General features: G+C 70.8%; 25 protein-coding genes and 1 pseudogene. 7 read left to right on the top strand and 19 right to left on the bottom strand.

Translation table 11 applies throughout. The features are described from left to right. Positions 1 to 42 precede the first annotated feature (42 nt). The 3 genes from tsaD (at position 43) to wecB (ending at position 2,977) form a co-directional block, all read left to right on the top strand. A complete protein-coding gene (tsaD, locus tag CyaNS01_RS10385) occupies positions 43 to 1,098 on the top strand; it encodes a tRNA (adenosine(37)-N6)-threonylcarbamoyltransferase complex transferase subunit TsaD (RefSeq protein WP_186697017.1) in 1,056 nt (351 codons plus the stop codon). A gap of 165 nt (positions 1,099 to 1,263) precedes the next feature. Next, complete coding sequence (locus CyaNS01_RS10380; protein ID WP_186700653.1) at positions 1,264 to 1,428, top strand: high light inducible protein; 165 nt, start codon at positions 1,264 to 1,266, stop codon at positions 1,426 to 1,428. A gap of 430 nt (positions 1,429 to 1,858) precedes the next feature. Continuing rightward, on the top strand, positions 1,859 to 2,977 hold the full coding sequence (gene wecB, locus CyaNS01_RS10375; RefSeq protein WP_186697016.1) for a non-hydrolyzing UDP-N-acetylglucosamine 2-epimerase: 1,119 nt from the start codon (positions 1,859 to 1,861) through the stop codon (positions 2,975 to 2,977). A gap of 19 nt (positions 2,978 to 2,996) precedes the next feature. On the opposite strand, the gene CyaNS01_RS10370 is transcribed toward wecB, so the two are convergent. Further along, entirely contained in the window at positions 2,997 to 4,058 is a 1,062-nt protein-coding gene (locus CyaNS01_RS10370) for an efflux RND transporter periplasmic adaptor subunit (protein ID WP_225875634.1), read from the bottom strand. Between the two features lie 219 nt (positions 4,059 to 4,277). On the opposite strand from CyaNS01_RS10370, the gene ychF reads away from it, so the two are divergent. Both ychF and CyaNS01_RS10360 read left to right on the top strand, forming a co-directional pair. Beyond that, positions 4,278 to 5,369 carry a redox-regulated ATPase YchF gene (gene ychF / locus CyaNS01_RS10365; protein ID WP_186697015.1) on the top strand — a complete coding sequence of 364 codons (1,092 nt, stop codon included), beginning with the start codon at positions 4,278 to 4,280 and terminating at the stop codon, positions 5,367 to 5,369. A gap of 86 nt (positions 5,370 to 5,455) precedes the next feature. Next, positions 5,456 to 5,677 carry a hypothetical protein gene (locus CyaNS01_RS10360; protein ID WP_186700887.1) on the top strand — a complete coding sequence of 74 codons (222 nt, stop codon included), beginning with the start codon at positions 5,456 to 5,458 and terminating at the stop codon, positions 5,675 to 5,677. On the opposite strand, the gene CyaNS01_RS10355 is transcribed toward CyaNS01_RS10360, so the two are convergent. Further along, positions 5,649 to 6,902 (bottom strand): MFS transporter, encoded by a 1,254-nt coding sequence (locus CyaNS01_RS10355; RefSeq protein ID WP_225875633.1) that lies wholly within the window; start codon positions 6,900 to 6,902, stop codon positions 5,649 to 5,651. The two genes, CyaNS01_RS10360 and CyaNS01_RS10355, sit on opposite strands and share 29 nt — an antisense overlap. 56 nt (positions 6,903 to 6,958) lie before the next feature. Between CyaNS01_RS10355 and CyaNS01_RS10350 the strand changes: the two genes are divergently transcribed. After that, positions 6,959 to 8,524, top strand: a complete 1,566-nt coding sequence (locus CyaNS01_RS10350; RefSeq protein WP_225875632.1) for an alpha/beta fold hydrolase — start codon at positions 6,959 to 6,961, stop codon at positions 8,522 to 8,524. Between the two features lie 10 nt (positions 8,525 to 8,534). On the opposite strand, the gene CyaNS01_RS10345 is transcribed toward CyaNS01_RS10350, so the two are convergent. The 14 genes from CyaNS01_RS10345 to CyaNS01_RS10280 all read right to left on the bottom strand — a co-directional run bounded on the left by CyaNS01_RS10345 (position 8,535) and on the right by CyaNS01_RS10280 (position 20,472). After that, positions 8,535 to 9,566: an ABC transporter permease gene (locus CyaNS01_RS10345; RefSeq protein WP_186697014.1), complete on the bottom strand. Its 1,032-nt coding sequence runs from the start codon at positions 9,564 to 9,566 to the stop codon at positions 8,535 to 8,537. Further along, entirely contained in the window at positions 9,563 to 11,191 is a 1,629-nt protein-coding gene (locus CyaNS01_RS10340) for an ABC transporter substrate-binding protein (RefSeq protein ID WP_186697013.1), read from the bottom strand. The genes CyaNS01_RS10345 and CyaNS01_RS10340 overlap by 4 nt, the downstream gene beginning before the upstream one ends. A gap of 100 nt (positions 11,192 to 11,291) precedes the next feature. Then, complete coding sequence (locus CyaNS01_RS10335) at positions 11,292 to 11,504, bottom strand: hypothetical protein (protein WP_186697012.1); 213 nt, start codon at positions 11,502 to 11,504, stop codon at positions 11,292 to 11,294. A gap of 310 nt (positions 11,505 to 11,814) precedes the next feature. Then, positions 11,815 to 13,176, bottom strand: coding sequence for a homoserine dehydrogenase (locus CyaNS01_RS10330; protein ID WP_186697011.1), 1,362 nt, complete (start codon positions 13,174 to 13,176; stop codon positions 11,815 to 11,817). A 31-nt stretch (positions 13,177 to 13,207) separates the two neighbouring features. Beyond that, positions 13,208 to 13,642, bottom strand: coding sequence for a SufE family protein (locus CyaNS01_RS10325; protein WP_186697010.1), 435 nt, complete (start codon positions 13,640 to 13,642; stop codon positions 13,208 to 13,210). Positions 13,643 to 13,646: 4 nt separating this feature from the next. Further along, the gene (locus tag CyaNS01_RS10320; RefSeq protein ID WP_186697009.1) at positions 13,647 to 14,183 is read right to left on the bottom strand and encodes a hypothetical protein; all 537 of its coding nucleotides are present in this window, start codon (positions 14,181 to 14,183) and stop codon (positions 13,647 to 13,649) included. 42 nt (positions 14,184 to 14,225) lie between these two features. After that, on the bottom strand, positions 14,226 to 14,405 hold the full coding sequence (locus CyaNS01_RS10315) for a hypothetical protein (RefSeq protein WP_186697008.1): 180 nt from the start codon (positions 14,403 to 14,405) through the stop codon (positions 14,226 to 14,228). A gap of 71 nt (positions 14,406 to 14,476) precedes the next feature. Next, the gene (locus tag CyaNS01_RS10310) at positions 14,477 to 15,133 is read right to left on the bottom strand and encodes a 5-formyltetrahydrofolate cyclo-ligase (RefSeq protein WP_186697007.1); all 657 of its coding nucleotides are present in this window, start codon (positions 15,131 to 15,133) and stop codon (positions 14,477 to 14,479) included. Positions 15,134 to 15,145: 12 nt separating this feature from the next. Beyond that, a complete protein-coding gene (gene ruvC / locus CyaNS01_RS10305) occupies positions 15,146 to 15,628 on the bottom strand; it encodes a crossover junction endodeoxyribonuclease RuvC (protein WP_186697006.1) in 483 nt (160 codons plus the stop codon). Positions 15,629 to 15,640: 12 nt separating this feature from the next. Beyond that, entirely contained in the window at positions 15,641 to 16,729 is a 1,089-nt protein-coding gene (gene bchI, locus CyaNS01_RS10300) for a magnesium chelatase ATPase subunit I (RefSeq protein WP_186697005.1), read from the bottom strand. After that, the gene (locus tag CyaNS01_RS10295; RefSeq protein WP_186700645.1) at positions 16,726 to 18,171 is read right to left on the bottom strand and encodes a DUF3370 domain-containing protein; all 1,446 of its coding nucleotides are present in this window, start codon (positions 18,169 to 18,171) and stop codon (positions 16,726 to 16,728) included. Before CyaNS01_RS10295 ends, bchI begins: the two co-directional genes overlap by 4 nt. Before the next feature lie 2 nt (positions 18,172 to 18,173). Continuing rightward, positions 18,174 to 19,280 carry a serine hydrolase gene (locus CyaNS01_RS10290; protein ID WP_225875631.1) on the bottom strand — a complete coding sequence of 369 codons (1,107 nt, stop codon included), beginning with the start codon at positions 19,278 to 19,280 and terminating at the stop codon, positions 18,174 to 18,176. Positions 19,281 to 19,306: 26 nt separating this feature from the next. After that, complete coding sequence (locus CyaNS01_RS10285; protein WP_225875630.1) at positions 19,307 to 20,098, bottom strand: RNA methyltransferase; 792 nt, start codon at positions 20,096 to 20,098, stop codon at positions 19,307 to 19,309. Beyond that, positions 20,095 to 20,472: a cytochrome c gene (locus CyaNS01_RS10280; RefSeq protein WP_186697004.1), complete on the bottom strand. Its 378-nt coding sequence runs from the start codon at positions 20,470 to 20,472 to the stop codon at positions 20,095 to 20,097. Before CyaNS01_RS10280 ends, CyaNS01_RS10285 begins: the two co-directional genes overlap by 4 nt. A gap of 135 nt (positions 20,473 to 20,607) precedes the next feature. On the opposite strand from CyaNS01_RS10280, the gene petG reads away from it, so the two are divergent. Next, positions 20,608 to 20,721: a cytochrome b6-f complex subunit V gene (gene petG, locus CyaNS01_RS10275; protein WP_186700639.1), complete on the top strand. Its 114-nt coding sequence runs from the start codon at positions 20,608 to 20,610 to the stop codon at positions 20,719 to 20,721. Positions 20,722 to 20,799: 78 nt separating this feature from the next. Here the strand turns inward: petG and CyaNS01_RS10270 are convergent. From CyaNS01_RS10270 to CyaNS01_RS10260, 3 genes and pseudogenes are all read right to left on the bottom strand, one after another. Beyond that, a pseudogene (locus tag CyaNS01_RS10270) lies at positions 20,800 to 21,300 on the bottom strand (RsmD family RNA methyltransferase); the annotation flags it as partial. Further along, positions 21,297 to 21,941, bottom strand: coding sequence for an imidazole glycerol phosphate synthase subunit HisH (hisH, locus tag CyaNS01_RS10265; protein WP_186697003.1), 645 nt, complete (start codon positions 21,939 to 21,941; stop codon positions 21,297 to 21,299). The gene hisH and the pseudogene CyaNS01_RS10270, both read right to left, overlap by 4 nt. Next, on the bottom strand, positions 21,938 to 23,011 hold the full coding sequence (locus tag CyaNS01_RS10260; protein ID WP_186697002.1) for an LOG family protein: 1,074 nt from the start codon (positions 23,009 to 23,011) through the stop codon (positions 21,938 to 21,940). The genes hisH and CyaNS01_RS10260 overlap by 4 nt, the downstream gene beginning before the upstream one ends. Between the last annotated feature and the right edge of the window lie 9 nt (positions 23,012 to 23,020).

Here is a 23,020-nt window from a genome sequence, read left to right as displayed (position 1 = left end):
CAGGATGTCACTCGCGGACAGTAGGGGAGCTCCCCGGGCGCCATGCCAACGGTTCTGGCCCTCGAAACAAGTTGTGACGAGTCAGCGGCTGCGATTGTGCGCGATCGCACGGTGCTGGCCAGCGCCGTGGCCTCCCAGGTGGAGGAGCATGCCCGCTGGGGCGGCGTGGTGCCCGAAATTGCCTCGCGGCGCCATGTGGAGGCCCTCCCCGCCCTGATCGATCGGGTCTGCCGCCAGGCCGGCCTCGGCCCCGCCGCCATGGATGCCATCGCCGCCACCGCCACCCCTGGGCTGCTGGGGGCCCTGCTGGTGGCCTCGCTCACCGGCCGTACCCTGGCTCGGCTCCATGGCCGGCCCTTCCTGGGCATCCATCACCTGGAGGGTCATCTCTGCTCGGTGCAGCTCGGCGATCCGCTGCCGCCAGGGCCCTACCTGGTGCTGCTGGTCAGCGGCGGGCACACGGAGCTGATCCAGGTGAGCGGCCCAGGGCTCTACCGGCGGCTGGGGCGCAGCCACGACGACGCGGCCGGCGAGGCCTTCGACAAGGTGGCCCGCCTGCTGGAGCTGGGCTATCCCGGTGGACCTGCCATTCAGGCCGTCTCGGGCGCGGGGGATCCCCATCGCTTCGCCCTGCCCAAGGGCAGGGTGTCGAGGCCTGAGGGCGGCTACCACCCCTACGACTTCAGTTTCAGCGGGCTCAAGACGGCGATGTTGCGGCTGGTGCGGTCGCTGCAGCAGAGCGGAGAGCCGCTGCCGCTGGCCGACCTGGCCGCCAGCTTCGAGCAGGTGGTGGCGGAGGTGCTGGTGGAGCGCAGTTGCCGCTGTGCCCGCGACCTGGGCCTCGGCACCCTGGTGCTGGTGGGCGGCGTAGCCGCCAACCGGCGGCTGCGGGCCCTGCTGCAGGAGCGGGCCAGCCGCGATGGCCTGCAGTGGCGGGTGGCTCCCCTGCCGTTCTGCACCGACAACGCCGCCATGATCGGGGTGGCGGCCTGTCAGCGCCTGGACCTGGGCCAGACCAGCTGCGCCAACCTCGGTGTGTCGGCCCGTTGGCCCCTCGAGCAGGCGGACAGGCTCTATGAAGCTGCGGCCTGTTTCTGAGCAGAGTGGAGCCTGGAGGCTGCGAGACAGGGCGTCAACACAACAGCCCTATTCTGAACGGCAACCGGTGGATTTCCAATGCCCCCCGCAGACGCTGAAATGGACAGCGAGCCAGGGGCCGTGGTGGGCACGGAAGTCGAGGCCGCCGTTGCTGACGGCCATGCGCTGAAGCCGAGCGAGCCCGACCATGAGCCGGTGAGCCCCACCGAGCTGAACGCCTGGCGGCGTGGCTTTACCCCCCAGGCCGAAATCTGGAACGGACGTCTGGCCATGCTCGGCCTGTCTGTGGGGCTGACGGTGCTGCTGCTGGCCAGGCTGGCCATGGGCTGAGCCGGAGTCAGGTTCTACCCCTGAAGGCCCCTCCTCCTCCCTGCCGGCGTTCACCAGATCCAGCAGCGACTGGTTGATGGTCTGCATGCCGTCGAAGCGGCTGCGCCTCATGAGCTCCTCGATCGCATCGAGTTCGCCGCGCTGGATGTCATCCCTGCAGGCATCGGTGTTCAGCAGGATGTCCAGGTAGGCGGTGCGTTGCCCCTCCCTTGTCTTGATCAGGCCCTGGGATACCACAGCCAGCAGCGCTTACGACTGCCGAACACCAACTGGCCCGTGTGGGAGGCCTCGATGGCGGTGGAGAGGGTCTCGCGGTCGCGGATCTCGCCGATCAGGTCACGTCGGGGTCTTCGTGCATCGAGGCCCGCAGGGCGGTTTGACTGGCAGCTTTCGGGCCCCTTCTTAGGATCCCGCCGTCCGCAGACCCGCCTTGACCAAGCCCCTCGTGAGCATCGTGCTGGGCACCAGGCCAGAGGCGATCAAGCTGGCCCCGGTGATCCTGGCGTTCCAGCAGGCCCACGACTTCCGCACCCGGGTGGTGCTCACCGGCCAGCACCGCGAAATGGTGAGTCAGGTGATGGAGCTGTTCGCCCTCACGGCCGACTGCGACCTGGCCCTGATGGCACCGCAGCAGACCCTCACCCACATCACCTGCGCCGCCCTCGAGGGTCTCCAACGGGAGTTCGCCGAGCACCCTCCCGATCTGGTGCTGGTTCAGGGCGACACCACCACCGCCTTCGCCTCGGCCCTGGCCGCTTTTTACGCCCAGATCCCCGTGGGGCACGTGGAGGCCGGCCTGCGCACCGACAACATCCTTGATCCCTTCCCGGAGGAGGCCAACCGGCGGCTGATTTCCCAGCTGGCCCAGCTCCACTTCGCCCCCACCGAGCAAGCGGCCGCCAACTGCCGGGCCTCGGGGGTGGTGGGCCGCATCCTCACCACGGGCAACACCGTGATCGATGCCCTGCTGCAGATGGCCGAGCGGGCCCCGGCCTACGGGCTCGACGGCCTCGACTGGCAAGGGCAACGGGTGATCCTGGCCACGGTGCACCGGCGCGAAAACTGGGGTGAACGCCTGCGCGAGATCGGCCAGGGATTCCTGGCGCTGCTGGAGCGCTTCCCCGACACGGCCCTGCTGCTGCCCCTGCACCGCAACCCCACGGTGCGCGAGCCGCTGCAGGAGCTGCTGGGCACTCACCCGCGGGCCTTCCTCACCGAACCGCTCGACTACGACGAGCTGGTGGCGGCGATGCGCGGCTGCACCCTGGTGCTCAGCGATTCCGGCGGGCTGCAGGAGGAGGCGCCGGCCCTGGGCAAGCCGGTGCTGGTGCTGCGCCGCACCACCGAACGGCCCGAGGCGATCCAGGCCGGCACCGCCAAGCTGATCGGTACCGCCAGCAGCGACATCCTGGCCGAGGCCTCAGCCCTGCTCAGCGATGCGGCGGCCTATGAGGCGATGGCCCGGGCCCATAACCCCTTCGGCGACGGCCTGGCCAGCGGCCGGATCGTGGAGGCGGCGCGGCATTTCCTGACCGACCAGGACGCCTGAACCCACGCGGGCCGCGCCCTCAGCGCTGCTTGTTCGACCAGGGGGGCAGGTCGATGAACACCCTGGTGCCGGCTTCCAGGCCGGAGAGGATCTGGGTGTCCTTGCCGCCGCTGATGCCCAGTTCCACCGGCTGGAACAGCGGCTGTCGATCCTTGTCCACCAGCAGCACGCCGGGCCGGCCGTCCTCGGTCACGATCGCCACGGTGGGCACGAGGGTCTCGGCCTGCACCTGGCCGGTCCTGAAGTCCACGTCGGCGGTCATGCCGATGCGCAGATCGGGCTGAGCCTCGAGGAAGCGCAGCACCACGTCGAAGGAGGTCACGTTGTTCAGCTTCACCGCCCGGGGGGTGATCCGCTTCACCACCACCTCGAAGCGGCGGTCCGGGAAGGCATCCACCCGCACGCTGGCCTCCTGGGCGAGCCGGATGCGGCCGATGTCGCTCTCGGGCACCTTGGCCACCACCTCGAGCCCCTGGGCCAGCTCCACGATCGAGGAGCTGGTGGCGCCGGCCGTGGCCGAGGCGGCGGTGGTGGGGGTCACGAAGGAGCCTGGATCGGCGAAGCGCTGGGTGATCACGCCGGTGAACGGGGCGCGCACGATCAGGTCGGCCTGCTCCACCTTGCGGGCCGCCAGGCGCTGACGGGCGGCTTCAGCGGCAGCCTCATCCACCAGGAAGGTGCTGCGCACGGTGTTGTAGTCGCTGAGGCTGATGGCGTTTTCCTCGAACAGCTTTTCGTTGCGCTCCAGTTCGCTGCGGCTGCGCATCAGCTGGGCCTGGGCCGACTGCAACTGGGCCCTGAGCTCATTGAGGCGGTCGGCGAGATCGCCGCTGTCCATGCGGGCCAGGGCCTGGCCGGCCTGCACCTGGTCGCCCTCCTCCACGAACAGTTCCTGGAGCACGCCCTGGCGCTTGGGACTCACGTTCACCCGCTTGACGGCCTCCAGCTCCCCGGAGGCGCTCACCACGCCGGGCAGGTCACCGGACTGGGCCAGCACGGTGTAGGGCTCAAGGTTGGCCGACGCCGCGTTGCGCTGGCGCTGCCACACCACCCCCGCCGCCAGCACGAGCACGATGGCCACGCCGGCCACAGCCCAGAGGCGCCGCCGTTGCCACCATCTGGATGCCGGGGCAGGGGCGCCTGAATCGCCGTTCTGAGCTGGTTCTGGAGCGTCGGTGGAGGGATTGGAGTCGGCCGGAGTCCTGGGCCGGCGTGGGGTAAGGATCGGAATCGGCCTGGCCAGCATCTGCCCCCAGTCTCGCGGCCGAGGGGGCCGGGCTGCGGCCCGTAGATTTCCCCCATGCTCAAAGCCGGAATCGTCGGGCTGCCCAACGTGGGCAAGTCCACTCTGTTCAACGCCCTGGTGGCCAACGCCCAGGCGGAGGCGGCCAACTATCCGTTCTGCACGATCGAGCCCAACAGCGGCGTGGTGTCAGTGCCTGACCCACGCCTCGATCAGCTGGCCCAGCTGAGCCGCAGCAAGGAGATCGTGCCCACGCGGGTGGAGTTCGTGGACATCGCCGGCCTGGTGGCGGGGGCCAGCCAGGGGGAGGGGCTCGGCAACAAGTTCCTGGCCAACATCCGCGAGGTGGACGCCATCGTGCACGTGGTGCGCTGCTTCGAGGACGACGACGTGATTCACGTGTCGGGTTCGGTGGGGCCGGAGCGGGATGCGGAGGTGATCAATCTCGAGCTGGGGCTGGCGGATCTCAGCCAGGTGGAGAAGCGCCGGGAACGGCTCAGGAAGCAGGTGCGCACCAGCAAGGAGGCCCAGCAGGAAGATGCCGTGCTGGCGCGCATCCAGGCGGAGCTGGAGGCCGGAGGGGCCGCCCGCAACCTCGACCTGAGCGCCGAGGAGCTGGCCCTGGTCAAACCGCTCGGCCTGCTCAGTGCCAAGCCGATCATCTACGCCACCAATGTGAGCGAGAACGATCTCGCCGGCGGCAATGCCCATGGGGAGGCCGTGGTGGCCCTGGCCGCTCGGGAGCGTGCCGAAACCGTGCGCATCTCCGCCCAGGTGGAAGCCGAGCTGATCGAGCTGCCCCTGGAGGATCGCGCCGAATTCCTCGATGGCCTCGGGGTGAGCGAGGGGGGCCTGCAGAGCCTGATCCGCGCCACCTACTCCCTGCTGGGCCTGCGCACCTACTTCACCAGCGGCGAGAAGGAGACCCGCGCCTGGACGATCACCGCCGGCATGACCGCCCCCCAGGCGGCCGGAGTGATTCACACCGATTTCGAACGGGGGTTCATTCGTGCCCAGACCATCGGCTGCGGCCAGCTGCTGGAGGCCGGCTCCCTGGCGGAGGCCCGCACCCGGGGCTGGCTGCGCAGTGAGGGCAAGGACTATGTGGTGGTCGAGGGCGACGTGATGGAGTTCCTGTTCAATGTCTGAGCTGATGCACACCCCCAGGCAGCCTCCATGGCGGGGGGCCTAGGGCCTGGCATCGGTCAGAATCAAGACCCCCAGCGGAGGACACCATGAGCCAGACATCAGGTCCGGGCGAGGCGGCCCCCGAGAAGGCCCAACCTGCCGGCCCTACTCCAGATCTCCCCGCCGACCACCCCCATAACTTCGACGCCCAGAAGGAGCTGCACCGCAAGATCCGCAACGATCCCGACTACGACGACTGGGAGTACGGCACCGAACCGCTGCCCCATGAGGCCTGGGCCCTCAGGCAGCCTCCAGAGACCTCGGCCTGATCCTCTGCACCAGCAGCTGGCCCCCCAGACACAGGGCTGCCGCCGTGAACCACACCCCCACGCCGTGACCCTGGCGATCCAGGGCCAGACCCGCCAGCAGTGGAGCGGTGAGGGCGCTGAGGGCAAAGCACTGGGAGAACAGGGCCATGGCCAGGCCCCTGTGCTGGGGCGGGGTGATCTCCACCACGGCCTCGCTGGCCACCGGCAGAAAGGCGGCCTCGCCGAAGGCCAGCGGGATCTGGGCCAGCAGCACCAACACCAGGCCGGCCCCGCTGAGGGCTGAGGCCCCCAGCAGGCCCGTGCCCAGGGCAAAGGCCGCCAGGCTCAGCCCCAGCCCCACCCGCACCGGGCGCCGGGCCAGGGCCTGACCCACCGGCCACTGGATCAGCAGCAGCAGCCCCAGCTTCAGGCCGATCAACAGGGCCCCCACGCTCTCGGGCAGCGCCTGGCGCTCCAGGCCGCCCCGCACCAGGTCCAGGGGCAGGGCGCTCTGCATCAGGGCGGGCAGGGCGGTGGCCAGCAGGGCCACGGCCAGCACCGGCAGCAGTGGCCGCCACCAGCCGCTGCCGAGTTCCAGGCCACTGCCCACGGCGCGCCGCTTCGGGTTGGGCAGCGGTCGCAGCACCAGCAGCAGCGCCATGGCCGCCAGGCAGACCATGTCCACCCCATAGATCCAGCGCAACTGGCCGGCTGCGGCCAGGCCAGCCCCCAGCAGTGCCCCGGTGGCGATGCCGGCGGCGTCGGCGCTCCGCACCAGGGCATAGCCACGGGCCGAGGGGATGGTGTGAGCCCCCTGCTGGCAGCTCAGGGGAACGGCCAGCTCAATCGCCGGCCAGTACAGGCCCATGGACACGCCCATCAGCAGCTGGCCCTGCAGGTAGGCCGGCAGGTCGAGGGCTCCCAGCAGGCGCACATCCGCCAGCAGGGCGGTGAGGGCAGCCAGCAGCACGGGGACTGAGCAGTTGAGGCCGCGATCCAGCAGCCAGCCGCTCAGAAAACGCCCCCCCGTGCCCGCCAGGGCTGCCAGGGCGACCCCCTGGGTGACGCTGGCGGCGCTGAAGGCCTGCTGGTGAAACACCATCGGTGTGAGATAGAGCACGCCACCGGCCCCGATCGATCCCACCAGCCGCACCCAGGCCACTTCGCGCAGCGGCGCGGGAAACTGGAACCACCAGCCCCGACGCCGCGGCGTCCCCTCCGTTGCCCCCTCGGCCTCTGCGATCACCTGCTCGTTGCCTGCCGCGGTTGCTGGCCAGTCTGCTGCTGCTCCCCCCCCTCCTGGTGCCTGCCCTCGCCCCCCAGCCGGTGCGCGCCTCCGGGGAGGTGGTGGTGGAACTGGATGGGCTGAGGCTGCCGATCGATCTCGATGAGCTGGCGGCCTGGACCCTGCAGCCGGATGGTCAGAGCGGCAGCCTCGGTCTCTGGCTCAATCTGCTCGATGCCGAGTCGAGACAGGGGCTGATCAGGCTGTTGCGGGCCCCTCTGCTGCGGGACCGTGGTTTCGGCCTCCAGCTGCTGAGCAGCTGGACCGGGGAGCCGATGCTGCGCGAGGTGGGGGGCCTGATCACCACCGCCGCCGGCGAGAACACCGGCGTGCTGCTGCTGGAGACCCTGCAGCAGCTGCTGGTGCGCCAGAGCATGATCACCACCCTCGACCTGCTGCAGGCCCTGCCTCCAGAGAGGCTGAATCTGCGCATCGATGGCCTGCTGGACCTGGCAGCTGACTGGCGTCGCCAGCTCCAGGGCCAGGAGCGGGCGATCCAGCGGCTGCGGCAGCTGCCGCTGCCCAGGCGCAGCTCCCGCAGCCTGCTGATCGGCCGCCAGCAGCTCGGGGCCCCCCAGCAGATTCAGCTCACCGTGGCCCACCGCTCCGAGCCCCTGCCGCTGGAGCTCTGGCCGGCTCGCCGGGCCAAGCGGGGCCCCTGGCTGCTGCTGATGCCCGGGCTGGGCGGCAACACCGAGCAGCTCAGCTGGCTGGCGGCGGCCCTGGCGGAGCGGGGCTGGCCGGTGCTGGTGATCGAACATCCCGGCAGCGACGAGCAGGCGGTGCAGGCTTCCCTGAGGGGGGAGGGCCCACCACCGGGAGCGGAGTCGCTGCCCGACCGGCTGGCGGATCTGCAGGCCGTGCTGACGGCACGCCGCGAGGGCAGCCTGCCCTCGCTGGGTCCCCAGCCATCAGGGGAGGACGGCCTGGTGCTGATTGGCCACTCCCTCGGTGGCCTGGCGGCCCTGATGGCGGCTGGCCTGGTGCCGGAGCAGGGGCTGCGGCAGCGCTGTCAGCAGGCCCTCTCCTCCCTGCCGGTGACGAACCTCTCGCGCCTCCTGCAGTGCCAGCTCCCCGACATCACCGGCGATGGCGCCAGCAGCTCCTTTCCGGTGAGTGGTTCGTCGCTGCCGGACGCCATCCCCCTGCGTGGGGTGATCACCTTCAACGGCTTCGGCAGTCTGCTGTGGCCCAGCCGCGGCCTGGCCGATCTGGCCGTGCCGGTGCTGGTGGTGGGCGGCAGCCTCGATCTGGTCACCCCGCCCGTCACCGAGCAGCTGGGCCTGTTCAACGGAAGCAGCGATCCCCGCAGTCGCCTGGTGGTGGTGGATGGGGGGAGCCACTTCTCGCCGGTGCGGCTGGCGGCGCAGAACGAGCCGCTGTTCCGCCTCGGTGACCAGTTGGTGGGGGAGCAGCCCGAGCGGGTGCAGGAGCTGCTGCTGGCGCTCACGATCGAGTTCCTGGAAAGCACCCAGCACCCCTCCCTGCTCTCCCCCCAGCGGCGGGTGCACAACGGCATCACGGGCTACGTGCTCGATCCAGCCCAGGCCGAGCGCTGGCGCCGTGCCATCCACAGCCCCTGAGCTCAGGGGCTCAGAAGCGGATGCGGGGATCCAGCAGGGCGACCAGCACGTCCACGGTGACCGTGACCAGCACCACCAGGGCCGCCACCACCACCACGATGCCCTGCACCAGGGGGTAGTCGCGCTGGCTGATCGCCTCCTGCAGCCGGTAGGCGATCCCGGGCCACGAATAGGTGACCTCGATCAGCAGGGCACCGCCGATCAGGGAGGCCACGGTGATGCCCGTGATCGTGAGCACCGGCAACAGGGCATTGGGCAGGGCATGGCGCAGGATCACCCGCGCCTCTCCCAGGCCCCGGCTGCGGGCTGCCTCCACATAGTCGCTGCCGAGGCTGCGGCGCAGGTTGAGGCGCAGGGCGTTGGCGAAGATGCCGCTCAGCAGCAGTGCCAGGGTGCCGGCCGGCAGGGTGAGGTGCCGCAGGGTGCCCTGCAGGGCCTGCCACTGGCCGCTGGCCAGGCCGCTGCGCAGGCTGTCGAGCAGATAGAAGCCGCTCCCCTCCGGCGGCAGCAGCGTGGGGGGGAAGCGGCCGCCCACCGGAAGCCAGCCCAGCCACACGGCAAACACCAGCTGCACCACCATGGCCGCCCAGAAGGGGGGCAGGGCATAGGTGCCGATGCCGTAGAGCCTGCCGGCCAGGTCGAGCTTGCCTTCGGGCCGGGCGATCCCGGAAAAGCCCACCGCCAGGCCCACCACGGCCGCCAGCAGCAGGGCCACGCTGCCCAGCTCCAGGCTGGCCGGCAGGGTCTGGCCGATCACGCCGCTCACGGGCTCCTGGTTGGTGAGGGAGTCGCCCAGATCGCCGCGCAGCAGATCGCCCAGAAAGTGGCCGTACTGGTGCAGCAGCGGCTGGTCGAGGCCGAGGCGGCTGCGCAGAGCGGCCCGGGCCGCCTCCGGGGCGCGGGTGCCCAGCAGGGCGTCGATCGGATCGCCGGGGGCCAGCCGCAGCAGCAGGAACACCAGGGTGGCGATCAGCCACAGCATCACCGGGGCCAGGGCCAGCCGGGCTCCCACGTACTGGACCAGGGCGCGGCGGCGGCTCATCGGGCTGCCCCCACGGGCCCAGCCCCCGCCGGCGCCAGGGCCTGGAGCAGCAGGCGCCCGGAACCGTCGAAGCGGGGCTGACTCACCCCAGGCTGGGCCCAGGCCTTGGGCGACACCAGCCAGAGGGGCACGTAGGGGTTGGCGGCGGCCGTGATCCGCTGAATCCGCTGCAGCACGGCATGGCGCTCCTCGCCCTGGCTGCTCTCACTGCGGCGCAGCAGGGGCTGCAGCCCTGGCTGGGCCCAGAAGCTGCCGCTGGCGGCACTGGCGCCCTCGAGGCAGCGCTCCCCCTCCTCCTGGCTGCAGGCCAGCAGGGGGATCAGGTAGTTGTCGGCGTCGGGGAAGTCGCCCATCCAGTCGAGCAGGATCAGTGTGAAGGCCCCCTCGCCGAGTTGGCGGTAGGCCGTGGTGGATTCCATGCCGCTCACCTCCAGCCGCACACAATCGCCCAGATCCTGCTGCAGCTGGGCCTGCCAGGTAAGGGCGAACAGGCGGTCGCTGGGGATGTTGGAGCGGAAGGTGAGCGGCAGGGGCAGCTGCTTGCCCTGGCAGTAGCCCGCCTGGCGGTAGAGCTCCCGGGCGCGCTCGGGGTCGTAACTCACCCAGGCGGTGGGATCGGAGCCCGGCAGGCTGGGCGGCACCAGCTCCCGCAGGGGAGCGCGCAGGCCCAGGGTGACGCGCTCGCTGATGGTGGCCCGATCCAGGCTCAGGGCTAGGGCCTGCCTCAGCCTGGGGTCGTCGAAGGGGGGCTGGTCGCTGAGCAGGGTGAGGTAGCTGATCTCCAGTGCCGGCCCTCTGCTCTCCTGCAGCTCGCCGCGGCGGGCGCGGCTGCGCAGGGCGGCCTGCTGGTCGATCTCCAGGCTGGTGGAGAGCAGTACGTCCACTTCGCCACTGATCAGGGCACCGAACAGGGCGGTGGAGTTGCTGAGGGAAACCAGGTCCAGGCCGTCGTTGGCCGGCTGCTCACCCCAGTAGCCCTCGAAGGGCTCCAGCCGCTGCTGCTGCTTGCTGAAAAAGGTGAGCCGGTAGGGGCCGGTGCCCACGAAGCGGTCGTTGAGCAGGCTGTCGCCGTGCTGGCGGTAGGCGGTGGGGGAGAGCGGGGTGAGGGCCACGGCGCTGAGCAGTTCCGCCAGGGGAGCGAAGGGCTGGCGCAGCTCCAACTCCAGGGTGTGGGAGTCCACAGCCCTCACATCGCTGACCCGGTCGCCGAGCAGGTAGCTGAGCTTGCCGATGGCCAGGAAGCGCTCAAGGCTGAACACCATGGCCGCGGCATCGAACGGGGTGCCGTCGTGGAAGCGCACACCGCGGCGCAGGGGAATGGTGGCGGTGCGACCATCGGCGCTCAGCTGCGGCGGCGCCAGGGCCAGCCTCGGCTCCAGCTCGCCCGTGTCACTGACGGCATAGAGCGGATCACCGAGGGCGCTCAGCAGCTGCATGGCGCCGAAGGTGAAGGCGCCGGCAGGGTCGACGGTGTCGACGCGGTTCCTGCTGGCCACCACAAGGCGATCGGGCGTGTCCTCGGGGCGGCCTGTTGCCCCCGGTGCCCCGCCTTGCTGCGGCAGGCAGCCGGCCATGGCCACGGCCAGGCAGGCCTGCAGCAGCCCGCTGCAGAGCCGTTGGGGCATGGCACGGATCCTTCGGGCCGGCACCGTCAGGGCAGCGGCGGAGCGCTGGCTCCGCTGCAGAGCGTTGTGGTCACACGGATTGTCGACGGTCGGCGCTCATTCAAGAGCGGTGGGGCCTGGCAGGACGCACCTGTTGCAGGGAAATTTCAAACACTTCCGAACCGTGGCGGGCCAGGGGCCAGCGCCGCAGCCAGCAGCGGTCGTGGCGATCGTCCACGCCGATCACTTGGTAGAGCTGCTCATCGAAATCAAGCTGAACGCATTCCCCCTGATGGGGAATGGTGGCTGGCTTGAGGCAGGAGATGGCCGTCATAGGGGACGTGACGTCAGGATCTGGAACTGGAAACGCTGGGCCTGTGGGTTGGAACTGGAAACGCTGGGCCTGTGGGTTGGAACTGGGCCCATGCTGCGAAACGGGTCCAGGTTGAAATGTTTGTGGTGATACAAACGTCTGCTGGGGTGCGGAGACGCGGATCAAAGAGATGTCAGCCCGCTGGGGCCAGCTGTGCCGTTCAGGGTCTCGTTGGATGCGATCACTCTGGCGCCTCGACCCCACCCGACGCCAGGGGCAAGGCATTGGCGTGTCTGATTGACGTGATCAGCCGCCCTGTCCCAGCCGGGGGCTAAAGGGTGCGCAGGCAGGCGGCCACCTGGTGGACTTCGGCCAGGGCCTCGATGGCATCGAGGGCGTGGCGGAAGCGGGCCTCCAGCACTTCGTGGGTGATCACCACGATTTCGGCACTGCTTGCCTCGCCCGCAGCAGCGGAACCCTCGCCGGCGTACTGGACGATCGACTGGATCGAGACGCCGGCCTGGCCGAAGCAGCTGCCGATCTGGCCGATCACCCCCGCCTGGTCGCTGGTGCGCAGCCGCACGTAGTTGCGGTGGGTGGTGAGGGCGCCATCGACGAGGGAGCACTGGCGCCAGTTACCCGCTGCCAGCAGGGGATCCAGTCCGCCGCCCTGGGTTCCCGAGCCGCCGCCGGTGGCCTGGCGGATGCCGGCGATGTTGAGGATGTCGGCCACCACGGCCGAGGCAGTGGGTCCGGCTCCGGCCCCTGGGCCGTAGAACATCACCTGGCCCACGGGGTCGCCCTCCACCAGGATGGCGTTGTTGACCCCGTTCACTCCCGCCAGGGGATGGCCCCGCGGCACCAGGGTGGGGTGCACGCGCACATCGAGCTGCAGCCCCGCAGCGGTGGTGTCGGCTGGCTTCGGCGGCTCACTCCCCACCCGTTGGGCCACGGCCAGCAGCTTCACCACGAAGCCGAGCCGGGCGGCGTAGTCCACGTCCCGGGCGTCGAGCTGGTCGATGCCCTCGGTGGGAATGGCCGGGCGGGGCACCGTGCCGCCGTAGGCCAGGCGCGTGAGGATGGCGATCTTGTCGGCGGCATCGCCACCTTCCACGTCGGCGGCGGGATCGGCCTCGGCGTAGCCGAGCCGCTGGGCATCGGCGAGCACCTCGCCGTAGGCGGCCCCCTCGGCCGCCATCCGGCTGAGGATGTAGTTGGTGGTGCCGTTGATGATCCCGCTCACCCGCTGGATGCGGTTGCCGCCCAGGGATTGCTTCAGCGGTTCGATGATCGGGATGCCGCCGCCCACGGCCGCCTCGATCAGCACATACACCCCCTTTTCGGCTGCCGCGGCGGCGATCTCATCCCCATGCCGGGCGATCACGGCCTTGTTGGCGGTGACCACCGCTTTGCCGGCGGCGATCGCCCGCAGGATCAGGCTGCGGGCCGGCTCCAGGCCGCCGATCACCTCCACCACGATGTCCACGGCTGGGTCATCGACCACGGCCTCGGGGCAGGTGGTGAGCAGCCCTGGCGCCAGGCTGAGGGGCCTGGGCCGCTCCAGATCGCGCACGGCGATGCGGCGGAGCTGCAGGTCGGCCACCAGGGGGTGGCGGCCCTCAGGGGTGCTGAGGATGCTGGCCACACCGGCTCCCACCGTGCCCAGACCGAGCAAGCCGATGCCGATGGTCATGCCGTGCGCTGCGAAAGAGGGATCCTAGAAATCAGGCCCCCAGGGCTCCGGCCTGGGCCTGCATCAGCTTGAGGATGTTCAGAAAGCCGTTGGCCCGCGAGGGCGTCAGGCTGGCCTGCAGTCCGGTGGCGGCGATGAAGCCGGGATCGATGGAGGCGGCCTGCTCGGGGGTGAGCCCTTCCATGGCCTGGATCAGCAGCGCCAGCAGCCCCTTGGTGATGGCTGCGTCGGAGTCGCCCTGCCAGTGCAGGCGGCCGTCCTGGAGCGTGCCCACCACGTACACCTGGGACACGCAGCCCTTCACCTTGAAGGCGTCGGTGCGGAAGGCCTCCGGCAGGGGCTCGAGCTTCTTGGCCAGCCAGAGCACGTACTCGTAGCGGCGCCTGGGGTCGGTGGTGCCGGCCAGGCGCGCCACGATCTGATCGAGGGCGGGGCTGCCCGTGGCCCCGGGGGTGGGCTCGGCCATTCAGTCAGCGGCGGCGACGCAGGGCCAGCATGGCGGCTGCGCCCCCACCGATGGCGCTCATGCCCAGCAGCCAGCCCGTGGAGGGCCGCAGCGCCAGCGGACGGATCGGGCGGCTTGGGGCGCTGGGTTCGAGGCCGGGCGGCGGTGTCTGGGATCCCGGCAGTTCCAGATAGTCGCGGTGGCCCGGGCCCCGGTCCACCTGAACCTCCCAGTCGGGGCTGGCCTGGCTGGGCAGGCTGAAGCGCAGGCGCCCCTCTCCATCGGTGCGGCCCACTTCGATGGGCTCGCCGCCGGGGGGCATCAGCCGCACGATGGCGTCGTCGGCGGGCTCCCCGGTGCCGAAGCGGCTCTCCAGCAGGAAGTCGTTGTTCAGGGCCTGGACCCGATCCAGGCTGCTCTCGATGGCGTGGGCCCTGGCCGGCGGAGCACTGCTGGCCGCCCCCAGAACCAGGGCCGTGGCGGTGGCGAGCGCGGGAGCCAGGCAGGACAGCGACGTGCTGGCTCGCCAGCGGGCGACACGAAGCTCAGAGGCAGCAGCCATGGGGTCCAGTGGCATGGGGGCTGAAGGCGTGGAACAACGAGGTCAGGAATCCTGCCAGCGACTGTCGCGGCTCTGGCCCGCCTGCACCATCCGCACCATCGAGCTCACCATCATCGAGAGGGCGTCGTGGGTATCACCCCGACCAGCCAGCTCGGAGGCGAGGACGCGATCGGCGGCACTCGGGGCTGTGGCGGGGGCAGACAGCTTCACAGACAGAGTCACAGAATTCGGTGTGGCCGCTGGCGAGATCTTCGCAAATCCCTCCGGCAGATGAGCTGCCTGCCGAGGCTTTGTCAAGGTTTGTCGTGACCGTCCAGATGCGGAGCAGCCGGCTCAGTCTTGCCCAGCCAGTGCAGGCCCCGCTCCGTCAGCCAGCCATCGAGGGGCACGTCCCAGGGATCCCTGGGGAGCTGGTCGCACAGGCAGCCGGAGGGCAGCACGGCCAGGGCCGGCACCCGCCGCCAGCACTCCTGGCCGCGCAGGCGGTCGTACCAGCCGCCGCCATAGCCCAGCCGCACGCCCTGCCTGTCGATGGCCAGGGCCGGCACCAGCAGCAACGCCAGGGCTTCGGGCTCCAGCCTGCCCGCCCGCTCCAGCGGTGCGGGGATGCCGCAGGCGTCAGCGGCCAGGGCCTCCCCCGGCTGCCAGGGGCGGTAGTCGAGGCGGCCGGCGGCGATGGCCGGCAGGGCCAGGTGCCGGCACCAGGTGGGGCTTGTGGTCAGCAGGGGACGCAGGTCCGGCTCCCCCGCCAGGGGCCAGTAGAGGCCCAGCCGGCCCCGCCTCGTTGCCAGGACAGGGGCTCCGCCATCCTGCGGCCAGGAGCCGGCCTGGGCCAGCAGGACCTCCAGGTGCTGCAGCAACCCTGCGCCGCAGCCGGCCAGCAGCTCTCGGCGGCGCACCCGGAAGCTCGCCCTCAGAGTCTCTTTGCCGGCGCCATGGGGCTGCTGCATCTGCCGGCCGTCTCAGCGCTGGAACCAGCCGGTGAGCGCCGCGGCCAGGGCATCGGCGGCATCATCCGGGCGGGGTGGAGTCTCCAGGCCGAGCTCCCGCATGACGGCCTCCAGCACCTCGGCTTTGTCGGCATGCCCATGGCCCGTGAGGGCCTGCTTGATCTGCATCGGCGGCAGCTCCACCACCGGCACCCGGAAACGGGCCAGGGTCATGATCACCACGCCCCGGGCCTGGACCACGGCGATCGTGGTGCTGGAGCGGTAAAAGAAGAACTTCTCCACCACGGCCAGATCGGGCCGCCAGGTGCGCAGCAACTGCCTCAGATCGCCGGCGATCTCCACCATCCGCTCGCCCTCGCTGCGCCCCGGGGCCGTGCGCACGATGCCGCAGTCCAGCAGCTGCTGCCTGGGCTGCCCTGCCGGCCCGGACTCCTCGACATCAATCACGCCGTAGCCCACCCTGGCCAGCCCGGGATCGATGCCGAGGATGCGCACAGCCGCGGCCGCCTAGGCCGCCAGGGCCAGTTCGAACTGACTGCGGTCGCTCGGTTCGGCCCGCTCGAACACCTTGCAGAACACCTTCACCACCCGATCGCCCGAGTCGATCTGTTCCAGGGGGTCCTTGCGCAGGCGGTGGCGCAGGCAGCAGGCCGCCACCCGGGCCACGTCATCGTCGTCCACTTCGGTGCGCCCCTCAAAGGCGGCCAGGGCCCTGGCCGCCCGGTTGGTCACGATGTCGCCGCGCAGGCCATCCACGTTGAGGTCGCCGCAGATGGCTGAGATGCGGATGCGCAGGTCATCGTCGATGCGCACCTGGGGGAGCCTCTGCTGAGCCTCCACCACCCTGGCCTGCAGGGCCTCCTGACGGGCCTGGACGGCGTCGTTGAAGCCATCGGGGTCCTGGTCGAAGGCGGTGCGCTGATCCACCACCTGCACCCGCAGCTCCGGATCCCGCACGGTGCGCACCTCCACGCTCATGCCGAAGCGATCCAGCAGCTGGGGCCGCAGCTCGCCCTCCTCGGGGTTGCCGGAGCCGATCAGCACAAAGCGGGCGGGGTGACGCACGCTCACCCCCTCGCGCTCCACCGTGTTCCAGCCCGAGGCCGCCGAATCGAGCAGCACGTCCACCAGGTGGTCGTCGAGCAGGTTCACCTCGTCGACGTAGAGCAGGCCGCGGTTGGCCTTGGCCAGCAGGCCGGGCTCGAAGGCCCGCACCCCCTCGCTGAGGGCCCGTTCGATGTCGATGGTGCCGCAGAGCCGGTCTTCGGTGGCCCCCAGGGGCAGATCCACCATCGGCACCTGGCGCTGCTCCACCGGCAGCTGCTCGCCGGCCTCGGCCCGCTGGCGCACCTCAGCGCTCTGGAGGTCGGGGTCCTCCGGAGAGCTGTTGTAGGGGTCGCCTTCCACCACGGGAATGCCGGGCAGCAGATCGGCCAGGGCCCGGATCGTGGTGCTCTTGCCCGTGCCCCGGTCGCCCATGATCATCACGCCGCCGATGCGCGGGTCGATCACATTCAGCAGCAGGGCCAGCTTCATCTCCTCCTGGCCCACGATGGCGGTGAAGGGGAAGACCCGGCGCTTGCGGGCTTGCGTCACGGTTGGCTGCTGGCTGGGGTCGGAGGGGATTGTTTCACAGGCAACAGGCTGAGCACCTGGGGCGGGGTGGCGTCGGCCGGGTAGATCAGGCGCACCCGCAGGTTGCGCTGGGCTCCAGGAGCCAGGCTCACCGTGCCCAGGGCCGGCCCCTCCTCGCCGGCGCGCTGCACCAGGTGAAAACGACGGCGGCTGCTGGGGCGGCCCCCCGGGCCATCCAGCCCGCTCACTTCGATCGGGCCGCGGAACATCACTGCCCTGGAGGGGGTGACGTTGAAGCGCAGGCCCCCCTGGGCCTGGTCGCCCTTGATCGGCGATTCCAGGGCCAGCTGGAGTGTCACCGGATCTGGGCTGGTGTTGCGCAGCGGCAGCGTGATGTCGTATTCCACGCCGTAGTTGCCGTGGGCGGCCCAGGCGGTGCCCGGGTAGAAGGCCTTGAGTTCGGCGGTCTGGATCTGGTCGGTGCCGAGGCGGCCCCGCTCCAGGGAGGCGATCGGCCAGGAGATCGGCGCAGAGGAGGTGCTCAGCCAGCGCTGGCCTGGATCGGTGATGGTGCCGCGCCAGGTGCTGCCGATCTGCACCCCGGCGACGCGGGAATAGATGATCCGGCCCTTTGCACCCCGGGGCGTGGGGGTGTGCTCTTTGGGGCTGAGGCCGCCATCGAGCAGCCTGGCCCAGGTGTCCGCCGGCGGCGGGGTGTCGTTGGGGCCGAAGGCGGCCAGGGTGGCCAGGCTCACCGGGCCGCTGCTCTGGAGCCGCAGCTGCAGGTTGCGGCCGTTGAGCAGGGGATCGAGGCCGCGCACAGGCAGGGGCAGCACCAGCAGGGTGCTGGGGCTGCCGGCGGGGAGGGTCCACTGGCGCGGAATCTCCGGGCTCACCGTGCGGGCCAGCAGCTCGGTGGCCACCCGGCTGCCGGGGCCGGCATAGGCCGGGCTGGTGGTTTCCGCCAGCAGCGGCGGCAGGGGCAGGAACGGCGCCCCCGCCATGGCCGGATCGAGCGACTGCGAGAGGGCGGTGGACCCCCCCAGCAGGGTGAGCGTCACCGGCGCCGGCCCCCGGGGCTCGGCCACCACCGCCAGCCAGAGGGTGGAATCGAGGGCTTCCGGCTTGCCGGCATACACGTGGTGGCTGAACAGGTCGAAGCGGCCGCTGAGGGGCACATCCAGGTGGGCCTCCGGCACGGAGCGCTCGCTGCCCGCAAAGGTGGAGATCAGGATGCCGGGCCCCGTGATCAGTTCGGGGTTGTTGTCGTTCACCACCAGCACCGCATCGAGGCCGCCCGGCAGCGGCGCCACGGTCTGGGGCCGGAGCATGGGCCGGGGGGGCTCCGCCGCCGCAGGAGCGGCTGGGGCTGGGGCGGCTGGAGCTGGGGCCGGTGCTGCGGCCCCCAGGAGCAGGGCGCTGGCGCTGCTGACGGTGAGCAGGGAACGGATCAGAGAGGTCATCGTCATCGGCGGCCCACGAGGGTTTTGGCGGCCTCAGCGGCCATGGAGCGGATCAGATCGGCGGAGCGGGGGTCGTTGAACGGCCCCTTCACCATGAAGGCGGCCACGGCGCGCTGGCCGGTGGGCAGGTGGATCAGGGCGGCGTCGGAGTAGGCGATGCCGATGTCGCCGGTCTTGTTGTAGGCGGTCACGCCGAAGCTGAGCAGTTCGCTGTCGGGATCGGATGCGTCCTTGCCCAGGCCCTGGAGCAGGCCCAGGGGGATCAGGGTGTCGGTGCGGGAGGTGGCCATGATTTCGCGAAACAGATCCCGGGCCCGGGGGCTCAGTTTCTCGCCCGTGTCCACCAGGGCGATCGAGCGGGCCAGATCCCGGGCGCTGGTGGTGTTGGTGCCATCGAGATCCGGCAGCCAGTTGTTCACGACTGTGGCGGGCAGTCCGAGAGCCTGAAAGCGGGTGTTGAGGCTGGTCTTGCCCCCCAGCCGTTTGATCAGCAGGTTCGTGGCGCTGTTATCACTCACCCGGATCATCTCGGTGGCCGCCTCGAAGAATGGGAAGCGGGTGCCCACGGGCTTGCTCGCCATCCAGCCGGCACCGCCGCCCACCAGCTCCTTGGTGAGGGGCAGGGGCTCATTCCAGCGGATCTTGCCGCCATCCACGTCCTCCAGGCCCGCCAGCAGGATGGGTGTCTTGATCGAGCTGGCCGCCGGCAGGGGCTGATCCGCCGCCAGCTGGGCGAAGCGCCCATCGTCCAGCACCAGCAGAAAACCGGAGGCCTGCAGACCTTTCTGGGCCGCCGCCAGCTGGGCCCAGCGCTTGCTGAGGGCGGTGAGCTCCTGCTTCGGTTGGAAGCGTCCCGGCTTGAGCGCCTTCCCGGCTGGTGGTGCGCCCGCTGGGAGGGCGCCTGGCGTGGTGGCAGAGCCGCCAGGGGCTGAGCCCCCACTCGGGATCAAGACGGGCAGGGTGCCGTTGGCCACGTAGGGGGCCAGCAGTTTCAGGCCCGTGCCGGCCAGAATTCCAAGACCCACTCCCATCACGGTGAGCCGCAGCAGCAGCCGCAGCGGTTGTCCCCACCCCGCGCGGGGGGCCTGGGGGGGTCGGCCAGCAGTCAACGCGGTTCGGAACGGGTGGCCCGACGCTAGGGGTCTGGCCCGCCCTTGCCAGCCGGGCGGATGGCGCCCTGTTGGCTGGCCCAGCGCAGCTGGCGCACCATCCCCCGCAGCAGCGCGGTGTCTTCACTGCTGGGGGTGGCGCGCTGCAGCAGGGCCCGCAGCTTGGCCATCCGCGCCCGGGCGGTGTGGGGGTAGAGGAAGCCCACGGCCAGGAGCAGAGCCTCCGCATCGCTGAGCAGATCCTCGAGCTCGCCGCGCCGGCAGGGCTCCCGGCTGGGCTGGCCTGCCGCCGGGGTTCCGCCGAGGCCCCGCCAGGCCTGCAGGGCCAGCGCCACCGCATGGGAGAGGTTGAGGGAGCGGTAGGGGGTGGCGGTGTCCAGTTGCAGCAGGCAGCCGGCCTGCAGCAGTTCATCGTTGCTGAGGCCCCGGTCCTCCCGGCCGAACACCAGCGCCACGATCTGGTCTGGCGGCCCATCGGCCAGCCAGGTCAGGGCCGGAATGGCCCCCAGCAGCGGCAGGGGCTCCCCCTCGCCACGGCCGCTGGTGGCGACCACCCGGTGGCAGTCGGCCAGGGCTGCCGCCAGGTGGGGGAACACCCGGGCCCGCTCCAGGTGGGCCACCCCGTGCACGGCCATGCGGCGGGCCTCTTCGCCGAGAGGATCGCACCGGGGGGCCACCAGCCGCAGCTCCTGAACGTCGAAATTGGCGCAGAGGCGCGCCACGCTGCCCACGTTGAGGGGGCCGGCAGGCTCCACCAGCACCACCGCCAGCGGCGAGATCCCCTGCCGGGGAGCGCTCGCCTCGGGGGACTGCGTCACACCAGCCCGTTCAGGTAGGCCAGCAGGTCGGCCATGGCCTGGGGTTCGGGCTGGAAGCGCGGCATCGGCGGCGTGCGGCCGCTCACCACCTGTTGAATCAACTGGCGCTGGTTCTTGCGCTGGGACACGCCGTGCAGGTCGGGGCCCACCAGGCCCTGGGCGGCAATGCCGTGGCAGCCGCTGCAGTTGAGCCTGAACAGCTGGGCCCCGTGCTCCACCGACCCGCGCAGTTCCAGGGTCTGGCGGGTGTAGGGGTCGCGGCGGGAGGCCGGCAGCACCAGCAGAGCCACCACCACGCAGGCCACCGCCGCCGCCAGCACGAGGGCCGCCACCAGGCCCCGGGGGATGGCGGGTTGGGCGATCTGGCCGGTCATCGAGGCGGGTGGGGGCTGCAGGACAGGGAAGCGGGTCTAAGGGAGTGGCGAGGCAGGATCAACGTTGCCATTGCCTTCCCCAACAATGGCGCTGCCCATGGGAAGATTGTGGACTGAGGCCTGTTGCGCGTCCCCATGATCGAACCCCTGCTCTGCGGCATCGTGCTCGGCCTGGTCCCCGTGACGCTGCTGGGTCTGTTCGTGGCCGCCTGGAACCAATACCGCCGCGGCAGCGCCCTCGACGCCTGACGGGCCCCAGGGCCTCAGGATGATCACGCTGGTGGAGCCGTAGCGCCGCTGCTGATCGAGGCTCCATGTCGGTGGCACGGCCGGTGCAGCGTCGCTGGCGCATTCCAGCAGCAGCCTGCCGTGGCCGCTGAGCCACCCCCCTTGGGAGATGGCCTGCGCCAGGGCTGGGTACAGCCCGGCCCGGTAGGGCGGATCGGCGTAGATCAGGTCGAAGGGCTGGCCCTGGCAGCCCCGCTGCAGCCAGCGCACCACCTCGCAGCAGTGCACCTGCACCCGGCCCGTGCCGGGCTCAGGCCCGCCCTCTACAACGGGCACACCGCCCAGCACCAGCTCCAGGTTGCGCCGGGCCAGGGAGGCCAGGCGGCGGTCCTGCTCCACGGCCACCACCAGCCGGGCACCGCGCTGCAGGGCCTCGCAGGCCATGGCGCCGCTGCCGGTGCAGAGATCCAGCCAGCGGCAGCCGTCCAGCTCGGGGGCCAGGTGATTGAGCACGGCCTGCCGCACCCGCGACGGCGTGGGGCGGGCCTTGGCTCCAGGAGGGCTTTCGAGCTTGCGGCCGCCGCTGAGGCGCAGGCTCACGGCGTCCGCTCCACGCCACGGGCCTGCTCCAGCCACTCCAGCCAGCGCCGCAGCATCGCCTCGCCCGCCTCCGCCGACTTCTCGGGGTGGAACTGGCAGGCGGCGATCGCTCCCTGCCACACCGCCGCGCTCACCAGCTCCCCCGCCACGCTCACCCAGGCGGTGGTGCAGGCCGGGTCCAGGGGATCCGCGGCGTAGGAGTGCACGAAATAGACCCAGGCTTCAGGAGCTTCGGCGGGCAGGAGCGGACTGGCCCGGCCCGGCACCAGCGGCTCCCAGCCCATGTGGGGGATCGGATGGCCCGGCTTGCGGGGCAGGGCCCGCACCCGGCCGGGGATCAGCCCCAGGCCCCGGGAACGGCCCTCGTCACTGGTCTCGAACAACAGCTGCAGGCCCAGGCAGATGCCCAGCAGGGGGAGTCCTGCGCCGCACCAGTGGCGGGTGGCGGCGGCGAGCCCGCTGCTCTCCAGCCGTTCCATGGCCGGATCAAAGGCCCCCACGCCCGGCAGCACCAGGCCGTCACAGCCCTGCATCTGCTCGGCGGCCTGCACCGGCACCACGGCGGCCCCCAGGCGCTCGAAGCCCCGCTGCACCGAGTGCAGGTTGCCCATGCCGTAGTCGATCAGGCCGATGCGGGTCATGCCGGCTCCTGGCTCGGCAGCTCCACCGGGAGGTCTGAGGGAACGTCCATGGCGTTGAGGCTATCGATCAGCTGATACAGCCGCCCCATCCGCCGCCTGTCGAAATGAAAGCGCAGACAGGGCCGCAGAAAGCCGCGCTGATCGATGCTTTCGGCGGCCTGAATGCTGCCCTGGTCCACCAGGTCGTCGTAGCTGAGGTTCAGCTGGCGCAGCTGCTCCTCTGTGAGGGAGGCGTTGAGCAGCAGCTCCACCCGGTCCCGTTCCAAGGTGGCGGCGTGGAAGCGGCGGTAGAAGCGCTCGATCTGGGCCATGGCCGCCTCGGCGCTGTCCGTGAGAAACAGCAGGGAGGTGTCCTCCGGGGAGATCAGCCCCCGTTCCTGCATCGCGTTGAGGCTGTGCTCCTGCCAGCTGAGCCAGAAGGGGTCGTCCGGGGCGGCCAGCAGCACCAGCGGGATCGGAGGGGTGCGACCGGTCTGGATCAGCGTGAGCGACTCGAACAGCTCGTCGAGGGTGCCGAAGCCACCGGGCAGCACCACCAGGGCATCGCTCTCCCGCAGGAAGAACAACTTGCGGGTGAAGAAGTAACGGAAGTGCAGCAGCCGTCCGTCACAACTGCTCACGATCGGATTGGGATGCTGCTCGAAGGGCAGGTCCACATTGAGGCCGATGCTGCGCTCACAGCCCGCGCCCCGGTTGGCGGCCTCCATGATGCCGCTGCCGGCGCCGGTGATCACTTCAAACCCTGCGGCCACGGCGGCTTCGGCCAGCTGCTCAGCCAGCTGGTAACTGGGATCATCCAGCTCGGTCCGGGCAGAGCCGAACACCGACACCTTGCGCACATCCCGGCGAGGACGGAACACCGCCAGGGCTTCACTGATGTCAGCCAGGGTGCCTTCGACAATGCGCCAGGCCTCGGGCTCCTGCTCCTGCCGGCAGATGTCCAGAAGGGATACCAGGGCCCGGTCGATCAGGCGCCGCTGGGGATGGTTCCGGCTCACGGCCGCGATCGCATCCAGGGGGCTCAGGCCACCGGCCCTGGTGGCGGGCTGGATGGGCCCGGAACCGCTCATGGGTTGGAA

It is taken from the genome of Cyanobium sp. NS01 (assembly GCF_014280235.1).
Taxonomy (GTDB): Bacteria; Cyanobacteriota; Cyanobacteriia; order PCC-6307; family Cyanobiaceae; genus NIES-981.
The sequence above is the reverse complement of the archived record's forward strand: the minus strand, read 5'-3'. Positions and strand labels throughout refer to the sequence as shown.

What these genes read in the sequence shown, in the direction of transcription:
- CyaNS01_RS10310 (WP_186697007.1), bottom strand. Translation starts at nt 15,133, where the DNA reads ATGCAGCAGCCCCATGGCGCCGGCAAAGAGACTCTGAGGGCGAGCTTC.
- CyaNS01_RS10260 (WP_186697002.1), bottom strand. Translation starts at nt 23,011, where the DNA reads ATGAGCGGTTCCGGGCCCATCCAGCCCGCCACCAGGGCCGGTGGCCTG.
- CyaNS01_RS10335 (WP_186697012.1), bottom strand. Translation starts at nt 11,504, where the DNA reads ATGACGGCCATCTCCTGCCTCAAGCCAGCCACCATTCCCCATCAGGGG.
- hisH (WP_186697003.1), bottom strand. Translation starts at nt 21,941, where the DNA reads ATGACCCGCATCGGCCTGATCGACTACGGCATGGGCAACCTGCACTCG.
- CyaNS01_RS10330 (WP_186697011.1), bottom strand. Translation starts at nt 13,176, where the DNA reads ATGACCATCGGCATCGGCTTGCTCGGTCTGGGCACGGTGGGAGCCGGT.
- tsaD (WP_186697017.1), top strand. Translation starts at nt 43, where the DNA reads ATGCCAACGGTTCTGGCCCTCGAAACAAGTTGTGACGAGTCAGCGGCT.
- CyaNS01_RS10340 (WP_186697013.1), bottom strand. Translation starts at nt 11,191, where the DNA reads ATGCCCCAACGGCTCTGCAGCGGGCTGCTGCAGGCCTGCCTGGCCGTG.
- petG (WP_186700639.1), top strand. Translation starts at nt 20,608, where the DNA reads ATGATCGAACCCCTGCTCTGCGGCATCGTGCTCGGCCTGGTCCCCGTG.
- CyaNS01_RS10325 (WP_186697010.1), bottom strand. Translation starts at nt 13,642, where the DNA reads ATGGCCGAGCCCACCCCCGGGGCCACGGGCAGCCCCGCCCTCGATCAG.
- CyaNS01_RS10345 (WP_186697014.1), bottom strand. Translation starts at nt 9,566, where the DNA reads ATGAGCCGCCGCCGCGCCCTGGTCCAGTACGTGGGAGCCCGGCTGGCC.
- CyaNS01_RS10360 (WP_186700887.1), top strand. Translation starts at nt 5,456, where the DNA reads ATGAGCCAGACATCAGGTCCGGGCGAGGCGGCCCCCGAGAAGGCCCAA.
- CyaNS01_RS10295 (WP_186700645.1), bottom strand. Translation starts at nt 18,171, where the DNA reads ATGACCTCTCTGATCCGTTCCCTGCTCACCGTCAGCAGCGCCAGCGCC.
- ychF (WP_186697015.1), top strand. Translation starts at nt 4,278, where the DNA reads ATGCTCAAAGCCGGAATCGTCGGGCTGCCCAACGTGGGCAAGTCCACT.
- CyaNS01_RS10280 (WP_186697004.1), bottom strand. Translation starts at nt 20,472, where the DNA reads ATGACCGGCCAGATCGCCCAACCCGCCATCCCCCGGGGCCTGGTGGCG.
- CyaNS01_RS10320 (WP_186697009.1), bottom strand. Translation starts at nt 14,183, where the DNA reads ATGGCTGCTGCCTCTGAGCTTCGTGTCGCCCGCTGGCGAGCCAGCACG.